At 72.0% G+C, this 21,753-nt stretch carries 19 protein-coding genes and 1 tRNA gene; 11 read left to right on the top strand and 9 right to left on the bottom strand.

Going from position 1 to position 21,753, the window contains the following annotated elements; translation table 11 throughout:
* A partial coding sequence (locus tag ACFV2S_RS23125; RefSeq protein WP_385562168.1) for an ADP-ribosylglycohydrolase family protein occupies positions 1-486 on the top strand: 486 nt, incomplete at its 5' end.
* Positions 487-548: 62 nt separating this feature from the next.
* Here ACFV2S_RS23125 and ACFV2S_RS23120 read toward each other — a convergent pair.
* A complete protein-coding gene (locus ACFV2S_RS23120; protein ID WP_385562165.1) occupies positions 549-1,331 on the bottom strand; it encodes an SDR family oxidoreductase in 783 nt (260 codons plus the stop codon).
* An 82-nt stretch (positions 1,332-1,413) separates the two neighbouring features.
* Between ACFV2S_RS23120 and ACFV2S_RS23115 the strand changes: the two genes are divergently transcribed.
* Positions 1,414-2,247 carry a hypothetical protein gene (locus ACFV2S_RS23115; RefSeq protein ID WP_385562162.1) on the top strand — a complete coding sequence of 278 codons (834 nt, stop codon included), beginning with the start codon at positions 1,414-1,416 and terminating at the stop codon, positions 2,245-2,247.
* Positions 2,248-2,342: 95 nt separating this feature from the next.
* On the opposite strand, the gene ACFV2S_RS23110 is transcribed toward ACFV2S_RS23115, so the two are convergent.
* The 3 genes from ACFV2S_RS23110 to ACFV2S_RS23100 form a co-directional block, all read right to left on the bottom strand.
* Positions 2,343-2,543: a DUF397 domain-containing protein gene (locus ACFV2S_RS23110; protein WP_030693525.1), complete on the bottom strand. Its 201-nt coding sequence runs from the start codon at positions 2,541-2,543 to the stop codon at positions 2,343-2,345.
* Positions 2,544-2,721: 178 nt separating this feature from the next.
* On the bottom strand, positions 2,722-3,582 hold the full coding sequence (locus ACFV2S_RS23105; protein ID WP_329853151.1) for a helix-turn-helix transcriptional regulator: 861 nt from the start codon (positions 3,580-3,582) through the stop codon (positions 2,722-2,724).
* 215 nt (positions 3,583-3,797) lie between these two features.
* Complete coding sequence (locus ACFV2S_RS23100) at positions 3,798-4,496, bottom strand: GPP34 family phosphoprotein (protein ID WP_116160457.1); 699 nt, start codon at positions 4,494-4,496, stop codon at positions 3,798-3,800.
* 336 nt (positions 4,497-4,832) lie between these two features.
* On the opposite strand from ACFV2S_RS23100, the gene ACFV2S_RS23095 reads away from it, so the two are divergent.
* Both ACFV2S_RS23095 and ACFV2S_RS23090 read left to right on the top strand, forming a co-directional pair.
* Positions 4,833-7,088, top strand: a complete 2,256-nt coding sequence (locus ACFV2S_RS23095) for a D-alanyl-D-alanine carboxypeptidase family protein (RefSeq protein ID WP_385562157.1) — start codon at positions 4,833-4,835, stop codon at positions 7,086-7,088.
* Positions 7,089-7,248: 160 nt separating this feature from the next.
* Positions 7,249-9,195, top strand: coding sequence for an MFS transporter (locus tag ACFV2S_RS23090; protein ID WP_385562154.1), 1,947 nt, complete (start codon positions 7,249-7,251; stop codon positions 9,193-9,195).
* A 70-nt stretch (positions 9,196-9,265) separates the two neighbouring features.
* Here the strand turns inward: ACFV2S_RS23090 and ACFV2S_RS23085 are convergent, their stop codons facing one another.
* From ACFV2S_RS23085 to ACFV2S_RS23075, 3 genes are all read right to left on the bottom strand, one after another.
* Positions 9,266-9,631, bottom strand: coding sequence for a hypothetical protein (locus ACFV2S_RS23085; RefSeq protein ID WP_383783956.1), 366 nt, complete (start codon positions 9,629-9,631; stop codon positions 9,266-9,268).
* 77 nt (positions 9,632-9,708) lie between these two features.
* Positions 9,709-10,641, bottom strand: coding sequence for a M56 family metallopeptidase (locus ACFV2S_RS23080; protein ID WP_385562150.1), 933 nt, complete (start codon positions 10,639-10,641; stop codon positions 9,709-9,711).
* Between the two features lie 4 nt (positions 10,642-10,645).
* Positions 10,646-11,050, bottom strand: coding sequence for a BlaI/MecI/CopY family transcriptional regulator (locus tag ACFV2S_RS23075; RefSeq protein WP_383783960.1), 405 nt, complete (start codon positions 11,048-11,050; stop codon positions 10,646-10,648).
* 500 nt (positions 11,051-11,550) lie between these two features.
* On the opposite strand from ACFV2S_RS23075, the gene ACFV2S_RS23070 reads away from it, so the two are divergent.
* From ACFV2S_RS23070 to ACFV2S_RS23055, 4 genes are all read left to right on the top strand, one after another.
* Positions 11,551-12,975, top strand: coding sequence for a hypothetical protein (locus ACFV2S_RS23070; protein ID WP_385562146.1), 1,425 nt, complete (start codon positions 11,551-11,553; stop codon positions 12,973-12,975).
* Positions 12,972-13,562, top strand: coding sequence for a hypothetical protein (locus ACFV2S_RS23065; protein WP_385562143.1), 591 nt, complete (start codon positions 12,972-12,974; stop codon positions 13,560-13,562). The genes ACFV2S_RS23070 and ACFV2S_RS23065 overlap by 4 nt, the downstream gene beginning before the upstream one ends.
* A 15-nt stretch (positions 13,563-13,577) precedes the next feature.
* Positions 13,578-14,336, top strand: coding sequence for an ABC transporter ATP-binding protein (locus ACFV2S_RS23060; protein ID WP_385562140.1), 759 nt, complete (start codon positions 13,578-13,580; stop codon positions 14,334-14,336).
* Between the two features lie 305 nt (positions 14,337-14,641).
* A complete protein-coding gene (locus tag ACFV2S_RS23055; protein WP_385562138.1) occupies positions 14,642-15,826 on the top strand; it encodes a hypothetical protein in 1,185 nt (394 codons plus the stop codon).
* A 160-nt stretch (positions 15,827-15,986) separates the two neighbouring features.
* Here ACFV2S_RS23055 and ACFV2S_RS23050 read toward each other — a convergent pair.
* Positions 15,987-16,059 (bottom strand) — tRNA-Arg (locus ACFV2S_RS23050).
* A gap of 234 nt (positions 16,060-16,293) precedes the next feature.
* On the opposite strand from ACFV2S_RS23050, the gene ACFV2S_RS23045 reads away from it, so the two are divergent.
* Positions 16,294-17,910, top strand: coding sequence for a class I adenylate-forming enzyme family protein (locus ACFV2S_RS23045; protein ID WP_385562269.1), 1,617 nt, complete (start codon positions 16,294-16,296; stop codon positions 17,908-17,910).
* Here ACFV2S_RS23045 and ACFV2S_RS23040 read toward each other — a convergent pair.
* The gene (locus tag ACFV2S_RS23040; RefSeq protein ID WP_385562136.1) at positions 17,897-19,168 is read right to left on the bottom strand and encodes a M6 family metalloprotease domain-containing protein; all 1,272 of its coding nucleotides are present in this window, start codon (positions 19,166-19,168) and stop codon (positions 17,897-17,899) included. The genes ACFV2S_RS23045 and ACFV2S_RS23040 overlap by 14 nt on opposite strands.
* 268 nt (positions 19,169-19,436) lie before the next feature.
* Between ACFV2S_RS23040 and ACFV2S_RS23035 the strand changes: the two genes are divergently transcribed.
* Together ACFV2S_RS23035 and ACFV2S_RS23030 are read left to right on the top strand one after the other, a co-directional pair.
* Positions 19,437-20,102 (top strand): TetR/AcrR family transcriptional regulator, encoded by a 666-nt coding sequence (locus ACFV2S_RS23035; RefSeq protein WP_385562133.1) that lies wholly within the window; start codon positions 19,437-19,439, stop codon positions 20,100-20,102.
* Between the two features lie 113 nt (positions 20,103-20,215).
* Positions 20,216-21,745, top strand: a complete 1,530-nt coding sequence (locus ACFV2S_RS23030) for an MFS transporter (RefSeq protein WP_385562130.1) — start codon at positions 20,216-20,218, stop codon at positions 21,743-21,745.
* Positions 21,746-21,753 lie beyond the last annotated feature (8 nt).

Below are 21,753 nucleotides of genomic sequence, written 5' to 3'. Positions count from 1 at the left end.
CCCGACCCGGTTCTCGCGCGGGGGGGCCGGGTGGGGGCGGCGGGCACCCGCCCCTTGCCGCCGCCGGGGGGGCGCCCGGGCCCGGCGCGGGGCCCGGGGGCGCTCGGCCGCGCCCTCGCGGCCGTACGGGAGGGGGCGCCGGACCCGGACCGGGTGACGGCCCTGGGGGCCGGTGAGGACCGGGCCGAGGGGCAGCTGGCGGCGGCCGTCTACTGCGCCCTGGTCGGCGAGGACGTTCGGCACGGGCTGCGGCTCGCGGTGAACCACGACGGGCCCTCGGCGGTGACGGGCGCGCTCACGGGCGCGCTGCTCGGTGCCCTGCACGGCGAGACGGCCCTCCCGCCGGCCTGGCTGGCCGAACTGGAGGGCCGTGCGACGGTCCTGGAGCTCGCGGACGACTTCTCGATGGAGATGACCCAGGGGGCGGCCCTGCACGGCCCGGCGGTGTCCTCGCCGGGCTGGCTGGCGCGCTATCCGAGGGGCTGATCCGTCCGGGCGCCGGCTCCTTGTCCATGTCCAGGAACGTGTCCCGGTGGCGCGGGACGAGGTCAGCGCATCAGCTCCCCGGCGTTCACCAGCAGCGACTGCCCCGTGATCGCCCGCGCGCGGTCGGAGGCGAGGAAGGCCGCCGCCTCCGCCACGTCCCCGTCCGTCGCGAGCTCCGGCAGCGCCATCCGCTCGGTCAGCCGGGCGAGCACCTCGGCCTCCGGAACCCCCTCGGTGTGCGCGGCGAACTGGACGTACGCCTGTACCGGCGGCCCCCACATCCAGCCCGGCAGCACCGTGTTGACCCGGATCCGGTGCGGCCCCAGCTCGTGCGCGAGCGAGTACATGGCCGAGGTCAGCGCGCCCTTCGAGGCCGCGTACGCCGCCTGCCGGACCTGTGAGGGCGCCGCCACCGCCGACTGCGTCCCGATCAGGACCACCGCACCCCCGCGCTCCTTCAGCGCCGGCAGGCAGGCCCGGGTCATCCGCAGCGTGCCGAGCAGGTTCACGTCCAGCACCCCCTGCCAGGTCGCGAAGTCGGCGTCCTCCAGCCCCCCGAAGTAGGAGTCCCAGGCGGCGACGTGGACCACCGCGTCGATGCCGCCGAAGCGGTCGACGGCGAGCGCGGCGAGCGCCTCGCACTGCTCCTCGTCGGTGATGTCCGTGGCCCGGTACGCGGTGCGGCGCCCCTCCGGGTCGATCTCCGCCGCCGACTTGGCGAGGTTGGCCTCGGTGCGGGCGCCGAGGACCGCGTGGCCCCCGTCCCGTACGACCGTCTCCGCGATCCTGTGCCCGAGCCCGGCACCGACCCCCGACACGACGACCGTCTTTCCCTGGAGCAGCATCCGGGACCTCCCTGGGCCTGTTCATTGATCTGACGGCCCGTCAGAGTAGGACCCTGTCACCGACATGGGAAGGGGTACGAGAGTGAGCGAGGAGACCCGCAGCGAGACGTACGCGGAACTGGCGGCCGTCGGCCCGTACGGCGTCCGCCCCGGCCACGCGCTGATCACCATGGTCGAACCGCACCCGGGCCAGGAGTACGCGTACAACCGCTGGTACGAGGACGACCACTACTACGCCGGCGCCATGGCCATGCCCTGGATGTACGCCGGCCGCCGCTGGGTCGCCACCCGCGAGCTCCAGGGGCTCCGCGTCCCCGAGAAGTCCGCCGTCGCCCGGCCCGTCACCGCCGGCTGCTACCTCTCCACGTACTGGATCACCGAGGGGCGCTACGACGACCACATGAAGTGGACCGTCGGCATCAACAAGCGGCTCAACCAGGACGCACGGGTCCACCAGGCCCGCACCCACGTCTTCACCGCGTTCCAGGACCACGAGGCGACCGTCTACCGCGACGGCGCGGCCGGCCCGCGCGACTTCCACGCCCTCGACCACCCCTACGCCGGCCTGATCCTCCAGGTCGTCGACGCCCCGGGCCCCGGGGAGCGGGCGGAACTCCTCGACCGCCTCAGGACCCGCGAGCTGCCCCGGCGGCTCGCCGGCTCACCGGCGGCGATGGTGACCGTCTTCCGCCCGACCCCGCTGCCCGGCGACCGCATGACCTACGTGAAGCAGGTCGAGGGCGTCGACACCCGGCTGACCCTGCTCTGGTTCCTGGAGGAGGACCCCCGCACGTGCTGGACGGAGCACTTCGCGGACCTGGAGTCCCTGGGAGGCCCCGGGGGGACGGTGGAACTGGTGGCCCCCTTCATCCCGACGGTCCCGGGGACGGACCGCTACGTGGACGAGCTGCGCTGATCCCGTCCGGGAAAGGGCCGAGCCCCCTCGGCCAGGACGGCGGACCGGTCGAGAGGGCTCCTGCGTACTGCTGGTGGCGGCGTGCGCACCGGGGCTCAGAGGGCCCCGTTGCTCACCTCGCCGACGAAGGCGTTCCACGATCCCGGACCGAAAGAGAGGGACGGACCCTCGGGAGCCTTGGAGTCCCGCACCGCGATCGCGGCCGTCACGGGGGACTTCACCTCGACGCAGGCGCCGTTGCCGCCCGAGTACGAGGACTTCGTCCAGGTGTCCGTTCCACCCTGAATAATCGCCATGCTGCTCACTCCGGTTCTGCCGAGTCGTGTCTCTCGCCACCGTTCTTGATGGCGTGATCGACGCTACTCGCCGGTCCCGGCCGGCGGGACCGGCGTTCACACGTCCGAGTGGCATATTCCAACCGTGCTTCCGTGGGAGCGATCACGGGGTGTACGGTGCCTGCCCCACCCTCGGTGATCAGCCCTGAGCGTGCTTCTTCGCCATCTTCGAGATGAACTCCCGCGTCTGGTCCACGTTCAGCGCCTGCGCCCTGAGGTGCTCGTACATCACCGAGTACTTGCCGACGTCCTGCGCCTTCTCCAGGTACAGATCGCTCGTCACGCCCTCGATGTAGACGACGCTGGAGTCCGAGGTGTCCGGGAACTCCAGGATCGAGTACTGGCCGCTGATCCCCGGATGCGCACCCATCTCGAACGGCAGCACCTGCACGGTGACGTGCGGCAGGTGCGACTGCTCGATCAGATGCTCCAGCTGCTCGACCATCAACTGCCTGCTGCCGACGATCCGGTGCAGCGCCCCCTCGTCGATGACCGCCCACAGGCGCAGCGGACGCTCCTCGTCCCGGATCCGCTCCTGGCGGCGGGTCCGGACCGTGACGCGCTTCTCGATGTCCGCGGGCGCCGACTCCGGCAGCGCACCCGAGATCACGGCCTCCGCGTAGGAGTGCGTCTGGAGCAGTCCCGGGATGATCTGCGGCTCGTACATCCGCAGGCTCTCGGCGTCCGTCTCCAGACCGATGTACACGCTGTACGGAATGTCGCCGAAGGCGTGCCACCAGCCCTGCTGGCGGGAGTCCTTGGCCATCTGCATGAGGGAGTCGACCATGCGCTCGTCCTCGACCTCGTACACGCCGCACAGGTCCCGGACGTCACGCTGGCTGATGGAGCGGCGGCCGTTCTCCAGCCGGCTGATCTTGGACTGCGAGACGAGGAGGCGCTCGGCGACCTGCTCGGCCGTCATGTTCTTCGCCTCGCGGAGCTTGCGCAGCTCCTGGCCCAATCGGCGTCGCCTGACGGTGGGGTTGACGTTGGACGCCACGGAAACTGCACCTCCGGCTGTCTGCTGCGTAGCTGTGAGTATCTACCGCTTGGCAGACTGCCACCAATGGCCGGGTGCGCGCTGGGAAAACCGGACAACGCCCAGGACAACGCACATGTGCGGGACGGCCGTCCAGACCGTCCCGCACACCTGTGCGGCTCCCGGGATGGTTCTTCGGGATGGTTCCTGGTTCCTGGTGCCTGACGCGTGACGGTTCAGTGCGCGGCCGCGCGGGCCATGCTGCCGCGAGGCTGCGCCGGGACGCCCGCGGCGCTCCGGCGCGGCTGTGCCGCCGCGCCGTTCTGGACGTCCATCACGGCGTGCGCCACGAGTCCGCCCATCGGGTCGTGCCGGATCAGGTCGCGCAGCCTGGACCGCGACGACCGTCCTTCGTTGCCGGGGTAGAGGTGCTTCCCGAGACCGACCGCATGGGCCAGCGCGGCAAGCGCCGCGGTCCGCGGGTCCGGCGGTACGCCGGTGCGGATCGCACTGTCCAGCCGGGCACGGATCTCCCGACTGATCGCCGTGTCCGTCGCCTGGTAGCGAGTCGTCGGCAACACCCCGCACATCTGGCCCTCCACGGCATGCACCATGCCGCATCGCTCCAGATGCGAGAGATACGTCTGACGGAGCCCCAGGCGGGGTCCGCCGATCCAGTGGACGGCCCGAACCGGGCTGCCACGCCTGCGCAGCAGCTCCAGTGCGGAGTCCAGTGTCGGATCTCCGGTCGGCCGTGGCATCACCACGGCGATACGATCCCCGTCAGGGGCTATCCGGCCTGCCAGAGCCAGCTCCACTAGCTGTGCTCCGGCCAGACCGAGGTCGAGCGACTGCGGCTGCGCTGTGGTACCCGTGGTCGGGTCCAGAGCGAGCAGCAGAAGCTCTTCCGGAATGGTTCTGCGGCTCCTGCCCATCCATGCCTCCCCGCGTGGATGAATGACAGGGTGACCCCTCTCACATTCATCTGTCGAGAGTGCCTGGGTGGTTCATCCGGGAACCAGTAGGTATGTCGTTCTCGTCTAGCACGGGAGCCAAGGGGTTCACACAGGACACTGGTAGACGGTTCGGACGTACGTATGACGCATGGAGGAGGCACGGTGGCGGGCGAGTCCCCCGACAAGGCGGAGCAGCAGGGGTCGTCGCAGGAGACGGCGGCCTCGGGCGGCGGCGGCCGGGATCCTCGGCTTTCCGTGCTCCGTGAGTCAGAGTCCGCGTCGTCCTCGGCGGTTCAGGTGGACCAGCCGACGGCCGTGTTCAAGACTCTGGCGCCGCGCACGCCGGAGGACGACGAGCCGACGGCGGCGGAGAAGGCGGCGGAGGAGCCGGCCGAGGAGCCGGCCGAGGAGTCGACGACCGCGGACGCGCCGGAGCCGGAGGGCGACCGCCTGAAGGCCGCTGTGGCGGCCTGGGTCGCGACGGCCGAGGAGTCCGAGGAGTCCGAGGAGTCCGAGCGGCCGGAGCCCGGGAAGGACGCCGAGGCGTCGGCCGAGGAGCCCGGGAACGAGGACGAGCCGGAGCCCGAGGAGGACGGCGAGGCCGAGGCCGACGACTCCGAGGACGACGACCAGCCGCGGGACGACGAGCCCGAGGACGAGCCCGAGGACGAGTCGGACGACGACTCCGGCGACAGCGAGTCCGACGACGGCGAGTCCGACGAGGACTCCGACGGCGAGCCCGTCGAGGACAAGGCTCCCTCCGCGTCCTGGTTCGCCGCGCGGAAGCCGTCCGGCGGCGAGAAGCCCGCGGCGCCGTCCGACGACGCCTCCGAGGAGTCCTCCGAGGACTCCGAGGCTTCCGCCGCGGACTCGTCCGACGACTCTTCCGACGACTCGTCCGACGGCTCCGCTGAGGACGACGAGCCGGTCGACCAGCCGACGACCATGTTCAAGATGGTCCGTCCGCCCGTCGTGGACCAGCCGACGACCGCACTGAAGCTGCCGTCCGCACCCGCCGCGGACTCCGACAGCGAGCGCACCAGCGTCTTCCGGGCGCTGCGTCCGGACATCCCCGCCGAGCAGAAGGCCGAGAAGGCCGCCAAGGCGGCGCAGGAGCCCGCCAAGGCGGCGCAGGAGCCCGCCAAGGCGGCCCAGGGGCCCGCCAAGGCCCCCGCCGCCCCGGCGGCCGCGTCCAAGGACGCCGCGCCCGCGCCCGCCCCCGTACCGTCGCCGTCGCCCGCCGGGCTCGCCGAGGCGGAGCGGACGCGGCAGCAGCCGCTGCCCCCGCTGCCGCCGCTCGACCTGCTCGCGGAGCTGACCAACACGCCGCCCCCGCCGCCGACCCCGCTGCGGACGACCGTGCGCCGGCTGCGGATCTGGACCCCGCTGGTCCTGCTCCTCCTGATCGTCTTTGCGATCGCGCAGATGGTCCGCCCGCTGCCCGCGCCCGCGCTGACCCTGTCGGCCGAGCCGACCTTCACCTTCGGCGGCGGCAAGCTCGACATGCCGTGGCCCGGCGAGGGACAGGGCGCGGTCGAGGTCGAGGGCGTCGGCTCCATGGGCCTGTACGGGGCGCAGACGCCGGCCCCGATCGCGTCCGTGACCAAGACGATGACGGCGTACGTGATCCTCCGCGACCACCCCATCAAGGGGAAGCAGCAGGGTCCCGAGATCACGATCGACAAGAAGGCCGCGGACCAGGCCAAGGCGACGCACGAGTCGACGGCCCAGGTCAAGGAGGGCCAGACGTACACGGAGAAGGAGCTCCTGGAGCTCCTCATGATCCCCTCCGCGAACAACGTGGCCCGGCTGCTCGCGCGCTGGGACGCCGGTTCGGAGGCAGCGTTCGTCGAGAAGATGAACGCCGCCGCGAAGGAGCTGGGCATGACCCGGTCCACGTACACGGACCCGTCCGGCCTCCTCGACAGCACCGTGTCGACCCCGCAGGACCAGCTGAAGCTGGCGAAGGCGGTCATGCAGTACGACGTGTTCCGCGAGATCGTGAACATGCCGAACCTGACGGTCGACGGCATCCCCGGCCGGATCGAGAACAACAACACGATCCTGCTTGAACCGGGCGTGAGCGGCATCAAGACCGGCTCCTCCACCCCGGCCGGCGGCAATCTGCTCTGGTCGGCCAACACCGTCGTCGACGGCCAGAACCGCCGCGTCCTCGGCATCGTCATGGGGGCCAAGGACGCCAAGATCCTCAACGACAAGCTGGACCTCGCCATCGCCTACAGCCTCAAGCTGATCCAGCAGGCCCAGAAGGACGTCACCTCGGCTGCCGTGGTCAAGAAGGGCCAGGTCCTCGGCTACGTCGACGACGGCCTCGGCGGTCGCACCCCGGTCGTGGCCACCAAGGAGCTCAAGGCGGTCGGCTGGCCCGGCCTCCAGGTGAAGCTGGAGCTCACGGACGGCGGCAAGGCCGTCCCGCACTCCGGCAAGGCGGGCGACATCGTCGGCCAGGTGTCGATCGGCACCGGCGCCGGCAAGGTCAGCTCCCCGGTCGCCCTGTCGGCGGACCTGGTGGAGCCCGGCTTCGACAAGAAGCTCACCCGCGTGGGCTGACGGCCGGCCCCCAGAGGCCACCCGCTCGGCCGGGCGCCCCGGAACCCCGGGGGCGCCCGGCTGTTAGCGTCTCCGGGGGGACGAGAGGCCCGTGCGACCTCGCCGGGAGCGGGACGGGCAGCAGACGCGCAGCAGACGGGCAGCACGGGAAAGGGCCGCAGTGACCACCGCCGAGCCGACACGCGCCGACCGCGCGGACTCCGACCCCGACGTCTACCGTGATGCCCATGACGCTCGTGACACCCGGGACAGCGACGGCGGCTCGCCCACGGATACCGGCCCCGCTTCGCTCTCGCGAATAGTGCTGCCGACCCAGCGGCCCGCCCCCGCGCCGACCCCCGGGCCCGTCCCCGCAGCTCCCGCCCAGGCCACCACCACCGCCCCCGCTCGCGCCCCGCGGCGCAAGCGCCGCTACACGGTCATGGTGGCCACCGGGCTCGCCGCCCTCACCCACGTCCTGTGGTTCTTCTTCTTCGCGAACAGCGGCGGGGACCTGGCCGCGCAGGACGCCTGGGCCGAGTTCGTCGGACGGCACCCGGACTCCGCGTACAACCTGGCCTGGTACGGCGGGATGCACCCGGTCTCGTACAGCGTGGTCTCGCCGTACCTGATGTCGGTGCTCGGCGTCCGCAGCACCATGATGGTCGCCGGGACGCTGTCGGCCGCCCTGACCGCGCTGATCCTGGTGCGGGTACGGGCCGTCCGGAACCCGATGGTCTGCTCGGTCGCGGCCGTCTTCGCGTTCCTCTGCAACGCGCTCTCCGGCCGGGTGACCTTCGGCCTCGGCATGATGTTCGCGCTCGGCGCGGTCGCCGCCGTCTTCTGCTGGCCGCACCGCTGGCGCTACCGGCGCTGGGCGAAGGCGGCCGTCGCCGCCCCGCTCGCCGGCCTGGCGACGGCGTGCAGCCCGGTCGCCGGACTGTTCCTCGGGGTCGCGGCGGCGGCGCTCTTCCTCAACAAGCGGCGCCCCGGCGCGTACGCCCTCGGTCTCGCCCCGGTGGCCGTGGTCGCGCTCTCCTCCTGGCTCTTCCCCTTCTCCGGCACGCAGCCGATGGCCTTCGGCTCGACGGCGCTCCCGCTGCTCTTCGGGATCCTGACCTTCGTCCTCGTCCCCAAGGACTGGCGCACGGTCCGCACCGCCGCCGCCGTCTACACCATCGGCACGCTCCTGACCTGGCTGATCGACTCCCAGATCGGCTCGAACATCTCGCGGCTGCCGATGCTCTTCGCGGGTGTCGTGCTGCTCGCCGCGCTGCCGTACACCGCGCCGCGCTCACGCCGCTGGTACGCGCTGCTGCTCGCCGTCGCCGGGCTGAACTTCTGGATCGGCTTCAAGGGCGTCGACGACGTCATCCGCACCGCCCCGGACGCGTCCTGGGCACGTGAGCTCGCGCCGCTCGTCAACCAGCTCCAGGTCCGGGACGCGGGCAGGGCGCGGGTCGAGGTCGTGCCGGCGTCCAGCCACCGCGAGTCCTCCGCGCTCAGCCCGTACATCAACCTGGCGCGCGGCTGGAACCGGCAGGCCGACATGGAGCGCAACCCGCTCTTCTACGACGACACCCTCAATGCGGTGAACTACCAGGAGTGGCTCGACCGCTGGGCCGTCCACTACGTCGTCCTGCCCACCGGAGCCCCCGACTCGGGCGCCGAGCAGGAGGCCGAGCTGGTCCGCGAGGGACTGCCGTACCTGAACCAGGTCTGGTCGGACGCGAACTGGCGGCTGTACGAGGTCGAGAACCCGACCCCGCTGGCGGACCCGCCCGCCCAGGTGCGGAGCGCGGAGGAGAACGAGGTCGTGATCCGGGTCGACACCCCCGGCCGGGTCCTCATCCGCGTCCCGTACTCGCCGTGGCTCGCCCTGATGGACGAGAACGGCGGCAAGATCGAACCGCCGCAGGAGACCGAGGCGTCGAAGACGGCCCGCGAGGAGTCGGAGACCGAGATCCCGAAGGTCTTCGCCAACGAGGAGGGCTGCCTCTTCAAGGCGGAGCCGGACGCCGAGGGCGACGAGTGGACGGAACTCGTCGCCCCGAAGGCGGGCGTCTACCGCCTGGCCGCGCCCTACAAGCTGTCGCGGGGCACGGCCTGCCCGGAGGAGCTGCGCTGAAGCGGCCGGCGACGGGTCCGCCGGTCCGCTCCCCCCGCCTCAGGCCAGGTGGGCCACGGTCCGCCCGGCCTCAGGCCAGGTCGGTCAGATCGTCGGCGTACACCTGGGAGAGCGGCTGCGGGCCCACGTACTGCTGACAGTTGCACTCACCGGGCTCGTAGCGGACCGGCTTCTTGTTCTCGTCCCAGGCCGTCGGCACCTCGACCCGCTCGTGGCAGCGGCCCTTCCTGTCGTGCTTCGCGAGATGGTGCGTGCACCCGCACACCGGCTCCGGCGTCCTGTGCACGGCCTCCAGGGCGAGACGCTCCTGCTTGGCCGCCTCCAGGACTTCCATCTTCCGCTCGTGCCGATGGCGCAGCGCGGTGCGGACGTTGTCCGCCGCCCAGCCCAGGCCACCGGTCCAGAAGAGGATGAGGACCCACCAGAACCATTCCATCGCCTACCCCGTTTCCCCGTACCCCTCGTCCCCGATTCCCCCGGGGGCGAAGGCCAGGATAGGACCGGGGGGCCGTGTCAGAGAGGGGTCGCTGCCTTCAGGATCAGGAAGAGCGTGACGGCCGAGTTCGCCGAGGAGAGCGCGGAGACGGTGGTGCCGGCGGCGGCTCCCCAGGCGGCGAGGCCCGCGGTGGTGAACACGGACGGCCAGCGGCGGGTGGCGGGAGCGGGGGCGAGCAGCGCGGCCACCCGGCGCGGCACGGGTCCGGCCTGCGCGGCGAAGCCGGCGAGCACCGGGGAGGGCGCGCCCCGGGAGACGAGCGCGGCCTTGCCGACCGCGCGGGCCACGGTGCGGCGGCTGCCGACGCGGGTGGCGGCGTCCTCGTCGGCCCACCGCTCGGTGGTGTAGGCGACGGCCGTACGGAGGGGGCGCAGGAACGGGTTGGCGCGCGCGGCGAGCTGCACGGTCAGCAGGAACCTGTGGTGACGGGAGTCCAGGTGGGCGCGCTCGTGGGCGAAGAGCGCGCGGCGCTCGGGCCCGGTGAGGGTGGCGAGGAGGGAGGTGGTGACGACGACGCGGTCCCTGCGGCCCGGCAGGGCGTACGCGTAGGGCTTCGGGTCGGGCAGGACGACGACGGAGGTGGCGGGCAGCCCGGCGAGGGCCCGGCCGGCGCGACGGCGGACCCGGTGGTGGTGCCAGGCCGTGCGGGCGCAGGAGGCGACCACGACGACGAGGGCGGGGATGGCGAAGCGGCCGGCGACCTCGTCGTACGGGACGGCCTCGCGCACCTCGGGGTCGGACCAGCCGTCCGGGAGCGGGTTGCCGGGGAGCTGGGCGGTGCCGACGACCATGAGCAGGCCGAGGCAGAGGGTGCTGCACACGGCGAGGACGCCGGAGAGGACGGTCAGCAGCCAGGTCGCCATCCGCGGATGGAGGCGGTGGGCGGCGAGCCGGGCCACCGGCCACGCCGTGAGGGGCAGGACCAGCGGCAGGAAGACGAAGACCCCCATGCCGTCAGTCTTCCGCCTCGCCGGGCTCCTGGGCCAGCAGGTCCCGCAGCAGGCGCTCGTCGTGCGCGGAGAGGCCGGTGACGAAGCTGGTGAGGACGGCGTCCCGGTCGGCCTCGCCGTCCAGGACCCGCCGCATCCGCAGGGCCGCGAGCCCGGCCTCGTCGGCGACGGCGGTCCACTCGAAGGACCGTCCGGCCCGCTCGCGGCTCACGGCGCCCTTGGCGTGGAGGCGGGTGAGGATGGTGATGACGGTGGTGTAGGCGAGCCCGCCGCCGAGGCGCTCCTGCACCCAACCGGCGGTCCGCGCCCCGGGCGCCTGCCGGAGGGCGGCGAGCACCTGGACCTCCAGCTCCCCCTGCCCCCGCCGCCGCGGCGAGACGCCCCGGCCCTCCCGCTCACTGTTCGTCATCCCGCAGCCCTCCCGCCGATGATGGATGCCAAAGGGCACCTGGTGACGTCACCAGGTGCCCTGTGTGCTTGTGCCCCCGGCAGGATTCGAACCTGCGACACCCGCTTGAGGAGTTCGATCGAGCGACCCCGGGCGGGGCCGGCCCGCACTTCGAGAATACCGCGAGGGGCCGTGAGGGACCCCGGTCGTCCCCGTCGTCGATGTCACTCTGCCGTCTCGACGGTGCCCCCCAGCAGCAACTGCTCCAAGGGGGGCGACCTACACCTCGCGCGCGAGTGGAACTGGAACATCCACTACGTCAACGGTGACAACCCGTGCATCACGATCCCGGCGCTCCGTGGCTCCGGAACCATTCACACATCGGCCTCCGTGAAGAAGGTGTACGTCGAAATGTCGTCGGCCGACTGGCGACCGGCCGCCCGGACCGGCGGATCCGGCTGCCATGACCGGGCCGGGTGAGCTGCCCTCCCGGCCCGTTCCCCATCGAGATCGGTGCCCTTGTGAAGTTACGAGCCCACCTGCGCTCCTCCGCCGCCCTCTGGACCGCGCCGGTCTGGGGCGGCATCGTCGCCTTCTACTTCTTCTACGCCCTGCACTTCGAGGACTCGTACGAGGAGGTGATCGGCGGGCCGCTCTGGGCCGCCGAGCAAGTGGCCCTCGCCCTGAACTACTTCTACGCCTTCGCGTACGGCATCACCCTCGGCCTCGCGACGTGGGAAGGCGGTCGGCTGAAGCGGGACCGGGTCTGGGACCTTGCTCCCAGCCGGGCCCGATGGCTCGTGGCCGGACAGGCGCTCGCGCCCGCCGTGGGGGCCGGCTGGGCGATCCTGCTGCTGCCCGTCGGCATGCGTCTGATCGAGACCCGGCTCGTGCCCACGCCGACCGCCCTCCTCCCCCTCGTCATGGGGATGGGCATCGTGTGCGCGTACGCCGTGGTCGGCATCGTTCTCGGGCACCTCGCTCCTCGCGTGATCGCCGCACCTGTCAGCGCCGTCGCTGCGTATTACGTGATCAGCAAGACGCACGCGTACAGCGATCCGCTCTGGCCCCGGCATGTTTCGGGGCACCTCAGCACGAGCGTCGCCTTCGGTGAGTACTACTCCGCCCCCACCGTCCTGATCCCCTTCCTCGTCGCCGCCACCGTGGCCGCCGCCGTCGCCGCCTGGTGGAGCCGCGGCCCCCGTGGTCTGCCGCTACGGATCCTCGCGACCGCCGTGGCTCTCGCGACCCTGGTCCTGAGCGCGCGGACGGCCTCTGGCTGGGGCATTGCCGACGGCCCGGTCAGCGCGGGCCACGCGCCCGCCCGCTGCGTCGGCGCGGCGCCCCGGGTCTGCATGGCCGAGACGGGCGGCGCGGTCGAGCGGCTCGACGACGTGAGGTCCGAAGTCGTCGAATCGCTGGAGAAGCTGGAAGCCGCGGGTGTCGACGTCTCCGTCCCGTCCACCGTCACCGACGGTCTGCTGTACGAGCGCGCCAGCACCCGCCCCCGCTCGACCGCCTCCACCTGGTGGCTGCCGCTGACCGCCCAGGCGGAGACGGCGGGGCCCGGGGCCCGCATCGCGGGCATCCGCTACGCCGTCCTGCTCGGCTCCGTCACCTTCCCCTGCTCCTTTCCCGCCATGGTCACGTCCGACGCCCCCACCGCCTGGATCGTCAACCGAGACGCCGCGATGCTGTGGGCCGCCTACGCCGTCGACGCCCAGGACCCCTACCTCCGCTGGCGTTCCGGCGAGTACACCCAGTTCGCGAACGGAGCCGAGGTCCTGGCGAAGGTGAAGGAACGCGCCGCGAAGGGCCGAGCACTGCCCACCGCCGCACAGCGCACGGCCTGGTTCGAGCAGGAGCAGGCGAAGGCGTGCCGTGACATGCCGAAGCGGCCGGCCGGCGTCCCTGCGACGACCGGCCCTCAGGGGGAGGACTCGTGATCTGGTGGTACAAGGGACGCCGCCTCACGACGGTCGTCCTGCCCGGCCTTCTCGCGTTCACGTTGCTCGCCGCCGTCGCCCACGGCGAGTCGGTGGCCCTGCCCGGACTGATCGGCTCCGGCGAAAACCTCCTCTTCCTCATGCACCTCACTCCGTTGATCGTGACGGGGACCCTCACGCACAGCCTCGCCCAACGGCTGCCCGAGGCCGAGGACCTGTCCGTGCGCCCGGTCCGGCGGTACGACGTGGCCCTCGCCCTGTGCACGGTCGCCGTGGCGGTGTCGGCCGCCGGGATCATCGGCGAGCTCGCGGACTCCTCGACGGCGTACGAAGCCGCCCGGAACACACTGTTCCTGACCGGGCTCATGCTGTTCGCGGGAGCCGTACACCCGCAGGCCGCGACCGTCGCCCCCGTCGCCTGGGTGTTCGCCGCCGCCTTCGTCGGCTACCGCGACTTCCACCGCCCCTGGCCCTGGGCCGTCACCCTTCACCCCGCCGGCTCCGTACCCACGTTCCTCTTCTGCCTGGCGGTCTTCCTCTGCGGCCTGGTCGCGCTCCGTCTCACCCGTCGCCGCCCCACCTCCTGAAAGGCCCGTCAGCCCGTGTCCATCGAACTCGACGCCGTCTCCTACGCGTACGGGCGCCGCTCGCGCAGCATTCTCTCCGGGCTCAGCTACACCGTCCCTGACGGTTTCACGATCCTTCTCGGCCCCAACGGGGCCGGAAAGACGACCACGTTGAAGCTGGCCGCCGGGGTGAACCGGCCGAGTCGGGGATCGGTACGGCTCGGGCGCCTGTCCTCCGACTCCAGGGCGTACCGCATGAAGGTGGCCTGGATGCCGCAGACCGTCACCGCCATGACCGGCCTCACCGCCCGCGAGCAGGTCGCGTACACGGGATGGCTGAAGGGGATGAGCCGTCGTGCCGCCTGGGACGCCTCCACGGGGGCGCTGGAGCAGGTCCGGATGACGGATCACGCCGACATGAGGACGAAGCGGCTCTCCGGCGGTCAACTGCGCCGCGTCGGTGTCGCGTCCGCCCTGGTCCACGGCGCCGAGGTTCTGCTCCTCGACGAGCCCACGGCCGGCATGGACCCGACCCAGCGTCGTGTCTTCCGCGACCTCGTCATCGGGCTCGCCTCCCGGGAGGTGCGGGTCCTTCTCTCGACGCACGACGTGGCCGACCTGGCCGAGGAGGCGGACCACGTCACCGCCCTCACGCGGGGCACGATCACCTTCTCCGGCACCACCGGCGCCTTCCTCGCCCACGCCCCCGCGCACGTCCCGGAGGCCCGCCGGGCCGAAGCGGCGTACACGGCCCTGACGGGAGGGGGGCTACGGGCTGACCCGACCGGCACCTGACCGCTGCCGCCGATGTCAGGCGTAGACGCCGAAGGGCCACACCTCAACGTTCAGGTGTGGCCTTTGGCGTTCGCCCGCGTTCACGCGTGTTCGGCTGCCGGCTGTGTCATGGCCCTCGACCGCGTTGAACTACGCCCGACGGAGCCGAACAAGACGGAATCCGAGACGGAGCCCCGTGGGGATGAGGCCACGACCCTCTCCCGCGCTCAGACCGCAACCGAGGGCAACCCTGACCCTGGTTCCCAGGTCAACAAGACATGATCTTTCGTCCTGCCCGAGCCGCCGCTGTCTTCCTTGCCGCGTCCATGAGCTTGACCGGCTGCACCGGTGATGAGAGTCCTTCTTCTTCCGCATCGCCGAAACCCGCGACGAGAACCGCGCACCCGGTCTTCAGCCAGAAGCTGGACCGCCAACTGTTCCTCGCGGTGCGCGAGACACAGAAGGCAGGCAACGCGAGCTTCGTGCAGAAGCTGACCTTCGTGTCGAAGAAGGGCGACGTCCAGCAGAAGATGTCCGGCGAGCTCGACTTCGCCGGCGGTCGCGGCCGCACCACCATGACGTGGAGCATCCCCGCGGGAACACGCGGTTCCGTCCGCAGGAGCGTCCTGGGAACGACACCGGGACGAGGCTACGGCGAACCGGTCGGGCGGTACCTGGTCGACAGACAGGACATTCACTACCGGGGCGGCGACGCCGGTTACTGGCTCCGCTACACAGACGCCGACTCGGATGCGACACCTGGCGACGGCCCGGTGGATCACATGCGGGGCACCGAGAGCCCCATCGGAGGCAGCCTGCTCGAAGGGATCACCGGATCGACGGCGACCGCGCAACGTGCCGCAGACGGAGGCCGTACCTACCAAGGCGAGATGCCGCTCAGCGCGCTGTGGCACATCCTTCCACCCGACCTCGAAGGGCTGAGCAGGGAAACGTACACGTCCCCGCAACGGAAGACCCTGCCGCTGACGGTCACCGTGGACCGGAACGGACGCGTCACCCATGCCCGGGCAGATCTGACCGGCACCATCAGGATGGATTCCTCCTTCTCGGACTTCACCTCCGTCACGATGGACCTGACTCTCACTCGGTACGGCACCTCGAAGCCGACCATGACCCCGGGCGCCCCGGTGCGCCTGGCCTCCAGCAGCGTGGCCGACATCGCCAAGATCGCCCCCGGCGCCTGCATCGACTTCGCGACCGGCCGCCGCGAGGGCCGTCTGGTCGTCACCGTGCCCTGCTCCGCACCTCACGACGGCCGGGTCTTCGCCCAGGCTGACCTGACCCCGGGAAAGGACGACACGGCGACGAATGAAAGGGCGGACGTCGCCTGCCGCCGCGCCCGCAACCTGGTGCCGCAGAGCTGGATCTCGGACGCCAACGAACCGGGCACGTATTGGCGCTGGTGGACGAAGCCCGAATCCGGCACGGACAGCACCCTCGTCGCAACCTGCTACGTGATCACCCGGCCGGACGCCGACAGGCGTAGGTGACTTCAGGCCGAGCCGGCATCCGGATGAAGGACGCCTCCGGCGCGCTCGGAACATCAACGTCCGGCCGGAGCAGGAGGCGGTGGGCCTGAGGCGACACGGCCGCGATCATGAGAAAGGGCCAGCGTCGGGGATTGTTCCCCTGAGCCGGCCCTTCTGCTTGTGCCCCCGGCAGGATTCGAACCTGCGACACCCGCTTTAGGAGAGCGGTGCTCTATCCCCTGAGCTACGAAGGCGAAGGCGGAGCGGTGTCAGTGTAGCGGGTGGTGGGGGCGGCGTCCGGGGGATATCGGTGTGGTGGGGGTGCCGGGGTGGGGGCTTCAGTGGGGGGCTGGGGGTGGCGACCCCGGGGTGGGTGGGGGAGGGGTGGCGGGGTTTACTCCCGTTGTCCTTGTCGGGTGGGTTGACCCTCTTGGTTGGGGGCGCATAGCGTCGCCGGGGTCTGAGCGGGCGCTTAGGAGGTTGGTGTGGTGGCTGGCGGAGTCGAGCGGCTGACGGCCGACGGGGCGCCCTTCGCCGTCGTGGACGGGGTGTTCGCCGGCGGGCCGCGGACCCTGCGGGAGTTCGCCGAGGTGACCTGGGCCTACGGCGACCGGGTGTTCCTCGTGTCCGAGGACGTCCGCATGACCTACCGGGAGTTCTTCGACGCGGCCTGCGGGCTCGCGCGGCGGTTCACCGGCGCGTACGGGCTGCGGCCGGGGGACCGGGCCGTCGTGGCCATGCGGAACCTGCCCGAGTGGCACGTCGCCTTCTGGGCCGCGCAGCTCGCCGGGCTCGTCGCCGTACCCCTCAACGCCTGGTGGACCGAGGACGAGTTCACGTACGCGCTCGACGACTGCGCGCCCGGTGTGCTGCTCGTCGACGGGGAGCGGGTCGGGCGGGTGCGGGCGTGGGCCGCGCGGAACGGCGTGCCCGGGATCGTCTTCCGGGGGGAGGCCGAGGACGGGTTCGCCGCGTACGCCGCCGACACCGACCCGGTGCTCGGGCCGCCGCCCGTCGACGTGCTGCCCGAGCACGACGCCACCATCGTCTACACCTCCGGCACCACCGGGCGCCCCAAGGGGGCCGTCGCCACGCACCTCGCGCAGGCCGGGGCCGCCATGAACCCCCGCTACTTCGCCGCCGCCGCGGCCCTCGCGCGCGGGGAGGTGCCGGGGACGGGGCCCGCGATCGTGTCCCTGACGACGTTCCCGTTCTTCCACGTGGCCGCGTTCACGTCGTTCTACGCCGTGATGGCGGCCGGCGGGACCCTGGTGATGATGCGGAAGTGGGACGCGGCGCACGCCCTGGAGCTCATCCGCGAGCACGGCGTCACCCACTACGCCGGGGTTCCCACCACCGCGCTCCAGCTGCTCGACCTCGCGCGGAGCGCCGGTGACCCGCTCGCCAGCCTCACCCTCCTCAGTACCGGAGGCGCCGCCGCCCCGCCCGGGATCGTCGCGGGCGTCACCGAGGGGTACGGGGAGCGCATCGAGCCCCGGAACGGCTACGGCCTCACCGAGACCTGCGGGGGCGTCCTGTCCAACGTCGGGGCGGAGTACCGGGCCCATCCCGGGAGCGTCGGGCGCCCCTCGCCCGTCACCGAGGTGCGGATCGACCGGCCCGACGCGCAGGGCGTGGGGGAGCTGTGGCTGCGCGGCCAGTCGCTGATCCGCGGGTACTGGGGGAACGAGGCCGCCACCCGCGCCGCGTTCACCGAGGACGGCTGGTTCAGGACTGGCGACCTCGCCCGCGTCGACGGGGAGGGACGGGTCAGCGTCGTCGACCGGCTCACCGACATGGTGATCCGCGGGGGCGAGAACGTGTACTGCGTCGAGGTCGAGGGCGTGCTGCACGAGCACCCGGACGTCCTCGACGCCGCCGTGCTCGGGGCTCCGCACCCGCTGCTCGGCGAGGAGGTCGTGGCCGTCGTGCGGCTGCGGCCCGGGGCCGACCCGGGCGTCGAGCGGCTGCGGGCACACGTCGGGGCGCGCCTCGCCGCCTTCAAGGTGCCCGCCCGCATCCTCGTGCGGGAGGAGGAGCTGCCCCGGAACCCGACCGGGAAGATCCTCAAGCGCCGGCTGCGGGACGCCCTCAGTTCCGGGTGATCCTGACCCGGTACGTTCCCGCGTCGTCCTCGTCGAGGACGGTGATCCTTATGCCGTTGGCGCGGTCCGTGAACGACTCCCCGGGGCCGTACGGGGCGTCCGAGAGCTCCGCGTGGACGTTGGCCCGGCGGGTGCAGCCGCCGCTGGCCCGGTCGCTGTCGGCGACGGTCACCGGGCCGTGGCCGGTGTCGACGTCGGACTCCACCCGGTAGACGAGGACGCCCTGGTCGCAGACGGCCTCGTCGTTGCCGTCGCGGCTGCGGACCTCGACGGCGTATCCGGAGGTGCCGGAGAGCGGGACGAAGGCGAGCTTGGGTCCGCCGGGGACCGCGAGCGGGGTGAGGCTGTAGTCGCCGGTGCCGGGGCCGGAGGCGCAGCTGACCTGGTCGTTGTCGAGCCAGCCGAGCTTCCACTTGTGCCAGCCGAGGAGGTCGTTGTTGGCGCCCCAGTCCTCGGACATGATGTCCCAGTGCCCGACGGTGCCGCCGCCGTCGGCGGTGTAGAGGTCGGGCAGGCCGAAGACGTGGCCGTTCTCGTGGGGCAGGACGCGGTAGCCGGTCTCGCCGAAGCTGCCGGAGCCGTCGTCCTGGCGGCTGTAGACGAAGGACGTGTTGGCGAGCGGCACGCCGTCGGCGTAGGGGGCGTCGTCGTTGCCGGAGAAGGTCACGGACAGGACGGTGTCGAGGGCGGAGGGCCCGGCGTTCGGCGTGACGAGGATGTTGACCAGGTCGTAGGCGCTGAAGTCGACCCGCGCGTCGGCGGCCTTCACGATGTCCTCGACGAGGGCGCGGTAGCCCGGTTCGTACGGTGAGCCGCGCTCGATGCCGTACGAGGAGAAGGCCCGGGGCATCCGCAGCCAGTCGGGTATCGGCGCCTCCGCCTGGTAGTGCAGGCGTCCGTAGGAGCTGGTGCGGAACCAGTCGGCGGTCTGCGGGAAGAACTCGCGGAAGCGGCCCATGGCCGTCCCGTCCCCGGGGGCGTCCGGGAAGTCGATCATCAGGTTGAGGGCCCTGACGAGGCCCGTGGAGCGGACGTATCCGGGGGCGGTGGGCAGCCCCTCCGACATCTGCACGCCCATCGTCGTGGCGATGCGGCACGGCCCCAGCCGGGCGCCGCTCGGCGCGGCGGCCACGGGGCCCGCCGAGGCCGGTGCGGGCCCCGGCAGGGTGCTGCTCGCCGAGGCGAGCAGGGCGAGGGAGAGGGCCGTGGTCGCCGCCAGGGCGACGGGTCTGCGTATCCGTCGGCGGGGGTGCTGCATGCGTCGCCTCTCCGGTCGGGGCAGGTCGGCGCAGCGACCCGGCCTCGCGCGTCCGCGCTGTGCGATCAGCCTGTGACGCGGGGTCCGGGCGCGCGCGCCGGGTGGCCCGATCGTGGGTATTCCACGGAGGGGAGGGGGTGTGACGCAGGTCACATGATGGCTTGAAATAACCGGTGACTGAGTCCCCGTTTACGTCTGTGTCGAACGAAGTGGGGACTCTTTCCCCGGATGGGGATCCTTCCCCGGATGACTCAGAGGAGGCCGTGGCGTGAGCAGCACCGCCGACACCGCGCCCGCCCGTCGCGTACCCCGCCCGCGGGCCGACGCCCTGCGCAACCGCGAGCGGATCGTGGCGACGGCGCGCGAGATGTTCGTCGAGTTCGGACCCCAGGTGCCCTACGACGAGGTCGCGCGCCGCGCCGGCGTCGGGAACGCCACGCTCTACCGGAACTTCCCCGAGCGCGACGACCTCGTCCGCGAGGTCGTCCTCTCGCTCACGGCCCGCGTCACCGAGCTCGCCGAACGGGCCATCGAGGAGGAGGACGACTCCTTCGCCGCCCTCCGCCGCTTCACGCACGGCGCTGCCGACGAGCGCATCGGGGCCCTGTGCCCGATGCTCGACGGCGCCTTCGACAAGAACCACCCCGACCTGACGGCCGAGCGCGACCGTCTGGAGGGGGCCGTCCAGGACCTCGTCGACCGGGCGCAGCGGGCCGGCCGGCTCCGCGCCGACGTGGGCGTCGGAGACCTGATCGTGGCGCTCTCCCAGCTGACCCGGCCGCTGCCCGGATCCGCCTGCGGATCCTTCGACCGGTTCGTCCACCGCCACCTGCAGCTGTTCCTCGACGGCCTGGAGGCGCCCGCCCGCTCCGAGTTGTCGGGCAATGCCGCGACCCTGGAGGACCTGAGACGCGACTCCTGCTCCTCGTCGTGAGCGCGCCCTTCCGGCGCCCCTGAACTCATCTAGACCCGCACGCCCGCACTCCCGTGCGTCGTTACCCCCTTACGTCCTTTTTCGCCCGTACGTGCCAAGAGGTGGCTACCCCCATGCCGAAAATCCCCGACAACCCCGCGATCCAGGCCGACTCCGGCCGCTGGAAAGCCCTGATCTTCATCGCCCTCGCCCAGCTGATGGTCGTCCTCGACGCGACGATCGTGAACATCGCCCTGCCCTCCGCCCAGCAGGACCTCGGGATCTCGGACGGCAACCGGCAGTGGGTCATCACCGCCTACGCCCTCGCCTTCGGCGGCCTCCTCCTCTTCGGCGGCCGCATCGCCGACCTGTGGGGCCGCAAGCGGACCTTCATCACCGGCCTGATCGGCTTCGCCGCCGCCTCCGCCCTCGGCGGCGCCGCGACCGGCGAGGCCATGATGCTCGGTGCCCGCGCGCTCCAGGGCGCCTTCGGCGCGCTCCTCGCGCCGGCCGCGCTCTCGCTGCTCGCCGTGACCTTCACCGACGCCAAGGAGCGTGCGAAGGCCTTCGGCATCTACGGCGCGATCGCCGGTGGCGGCGGCGCCGTGGGCCTGATCCTCGGCGGCTTCCTCACCGAGTACCTGAACTGGCGCTGGACGTTCTTCGTCAACATCCCGTTCGCCGCCGTCGCCGCCGTCGGCGCCTACCTCGTCGTCCGTGAGCCCGAGGGCACCCGCAACCGTTCCGCGCTCGACATCCCGGGCGTGATCCTCTCCACGCTGGGCCTCGTCTCGCTGGTGTACGGCTTCACCCGCGCCGAGTCCGCCGGCTGGGCCGACGCCGGCACGATCGGCCTGTTCGTCGGCTCCGCGGTCCTGCTCCTCGCCTTCGTGCTCACCGAGTCGAAGGTGAAGTCCCCGCTGCTGCCGCTGCGCGTCCTGACCGACCGCAACCGCGGCGGTGTCTACCTGTCGCTGGGTCTGGCCGTCATCGCGATGTTCGGCCTGTTCCTCTTCCTGACGTACTACCTCCAGGTCGTGAAGGGGTACTCGCCGGTCAAGACGGGCTTCGCGTTCCTGCCGATGATCGCGGGCATGATCGTGGGCTCGACCCAGATCGGCACCCGCCTGATGACCCGGGTCCCGCCGCGCCTCCTCATGGCGCCGGGCTTCCTGACCGCGGGCGTCGGCATGCTGCTCCTCACCCAGCTGGAGATCGGCACCTCGTACGCCGGCCTGATCCTGCCCGCGCAGCTGCTGCTCGGCCTGGGCATGGGTACGGCCTTCATGCCGGCCATGTCGCTCGCGACGCTCGGCGTGGACCCGCGGGACGCCGGTGTGGCCTCCGCGATGGTCAACACCTCGCAGCAGGTCGGCGGCGCCATCGGCACGGCCCTGCTGAACACGATCGCCGCCTCGGCGACCACCGCCTACCTGACCGACCACGCCGCCGGCGCGACCACCCCGGCCGCGCAGAAGCTGCTCCAGCTCCAGGGCATGGTCGAGGGGTACGCGGCGGCCATCTGGTGGGCGGTCGGCATCCTGGCCCTGTCGGCCGCGATCGCCTTCGTGCTCATCAACACCGGGAAGCCGGGGACCGGACAGGTCGCCGGGTCCGGCGCGGACGTGGACGACGAGGTGAAGATCCCGGTCGTCGCGCACTGAGCCGGTCC

This window comes from Streptomyces sp. NPDC059695 (assembly GCF_042733785.1).
Classification (GTDB): Bacteria; Actinomycetota; Actinomycetes; order Streptomycetales; family Streptomycetaceae; genus Streptomyces.
The sequence above is the reverse complement of the archived record's forward strand: the minus strand, read 5'-3'. Positions and strand labels throughout refer to the sequence as shown.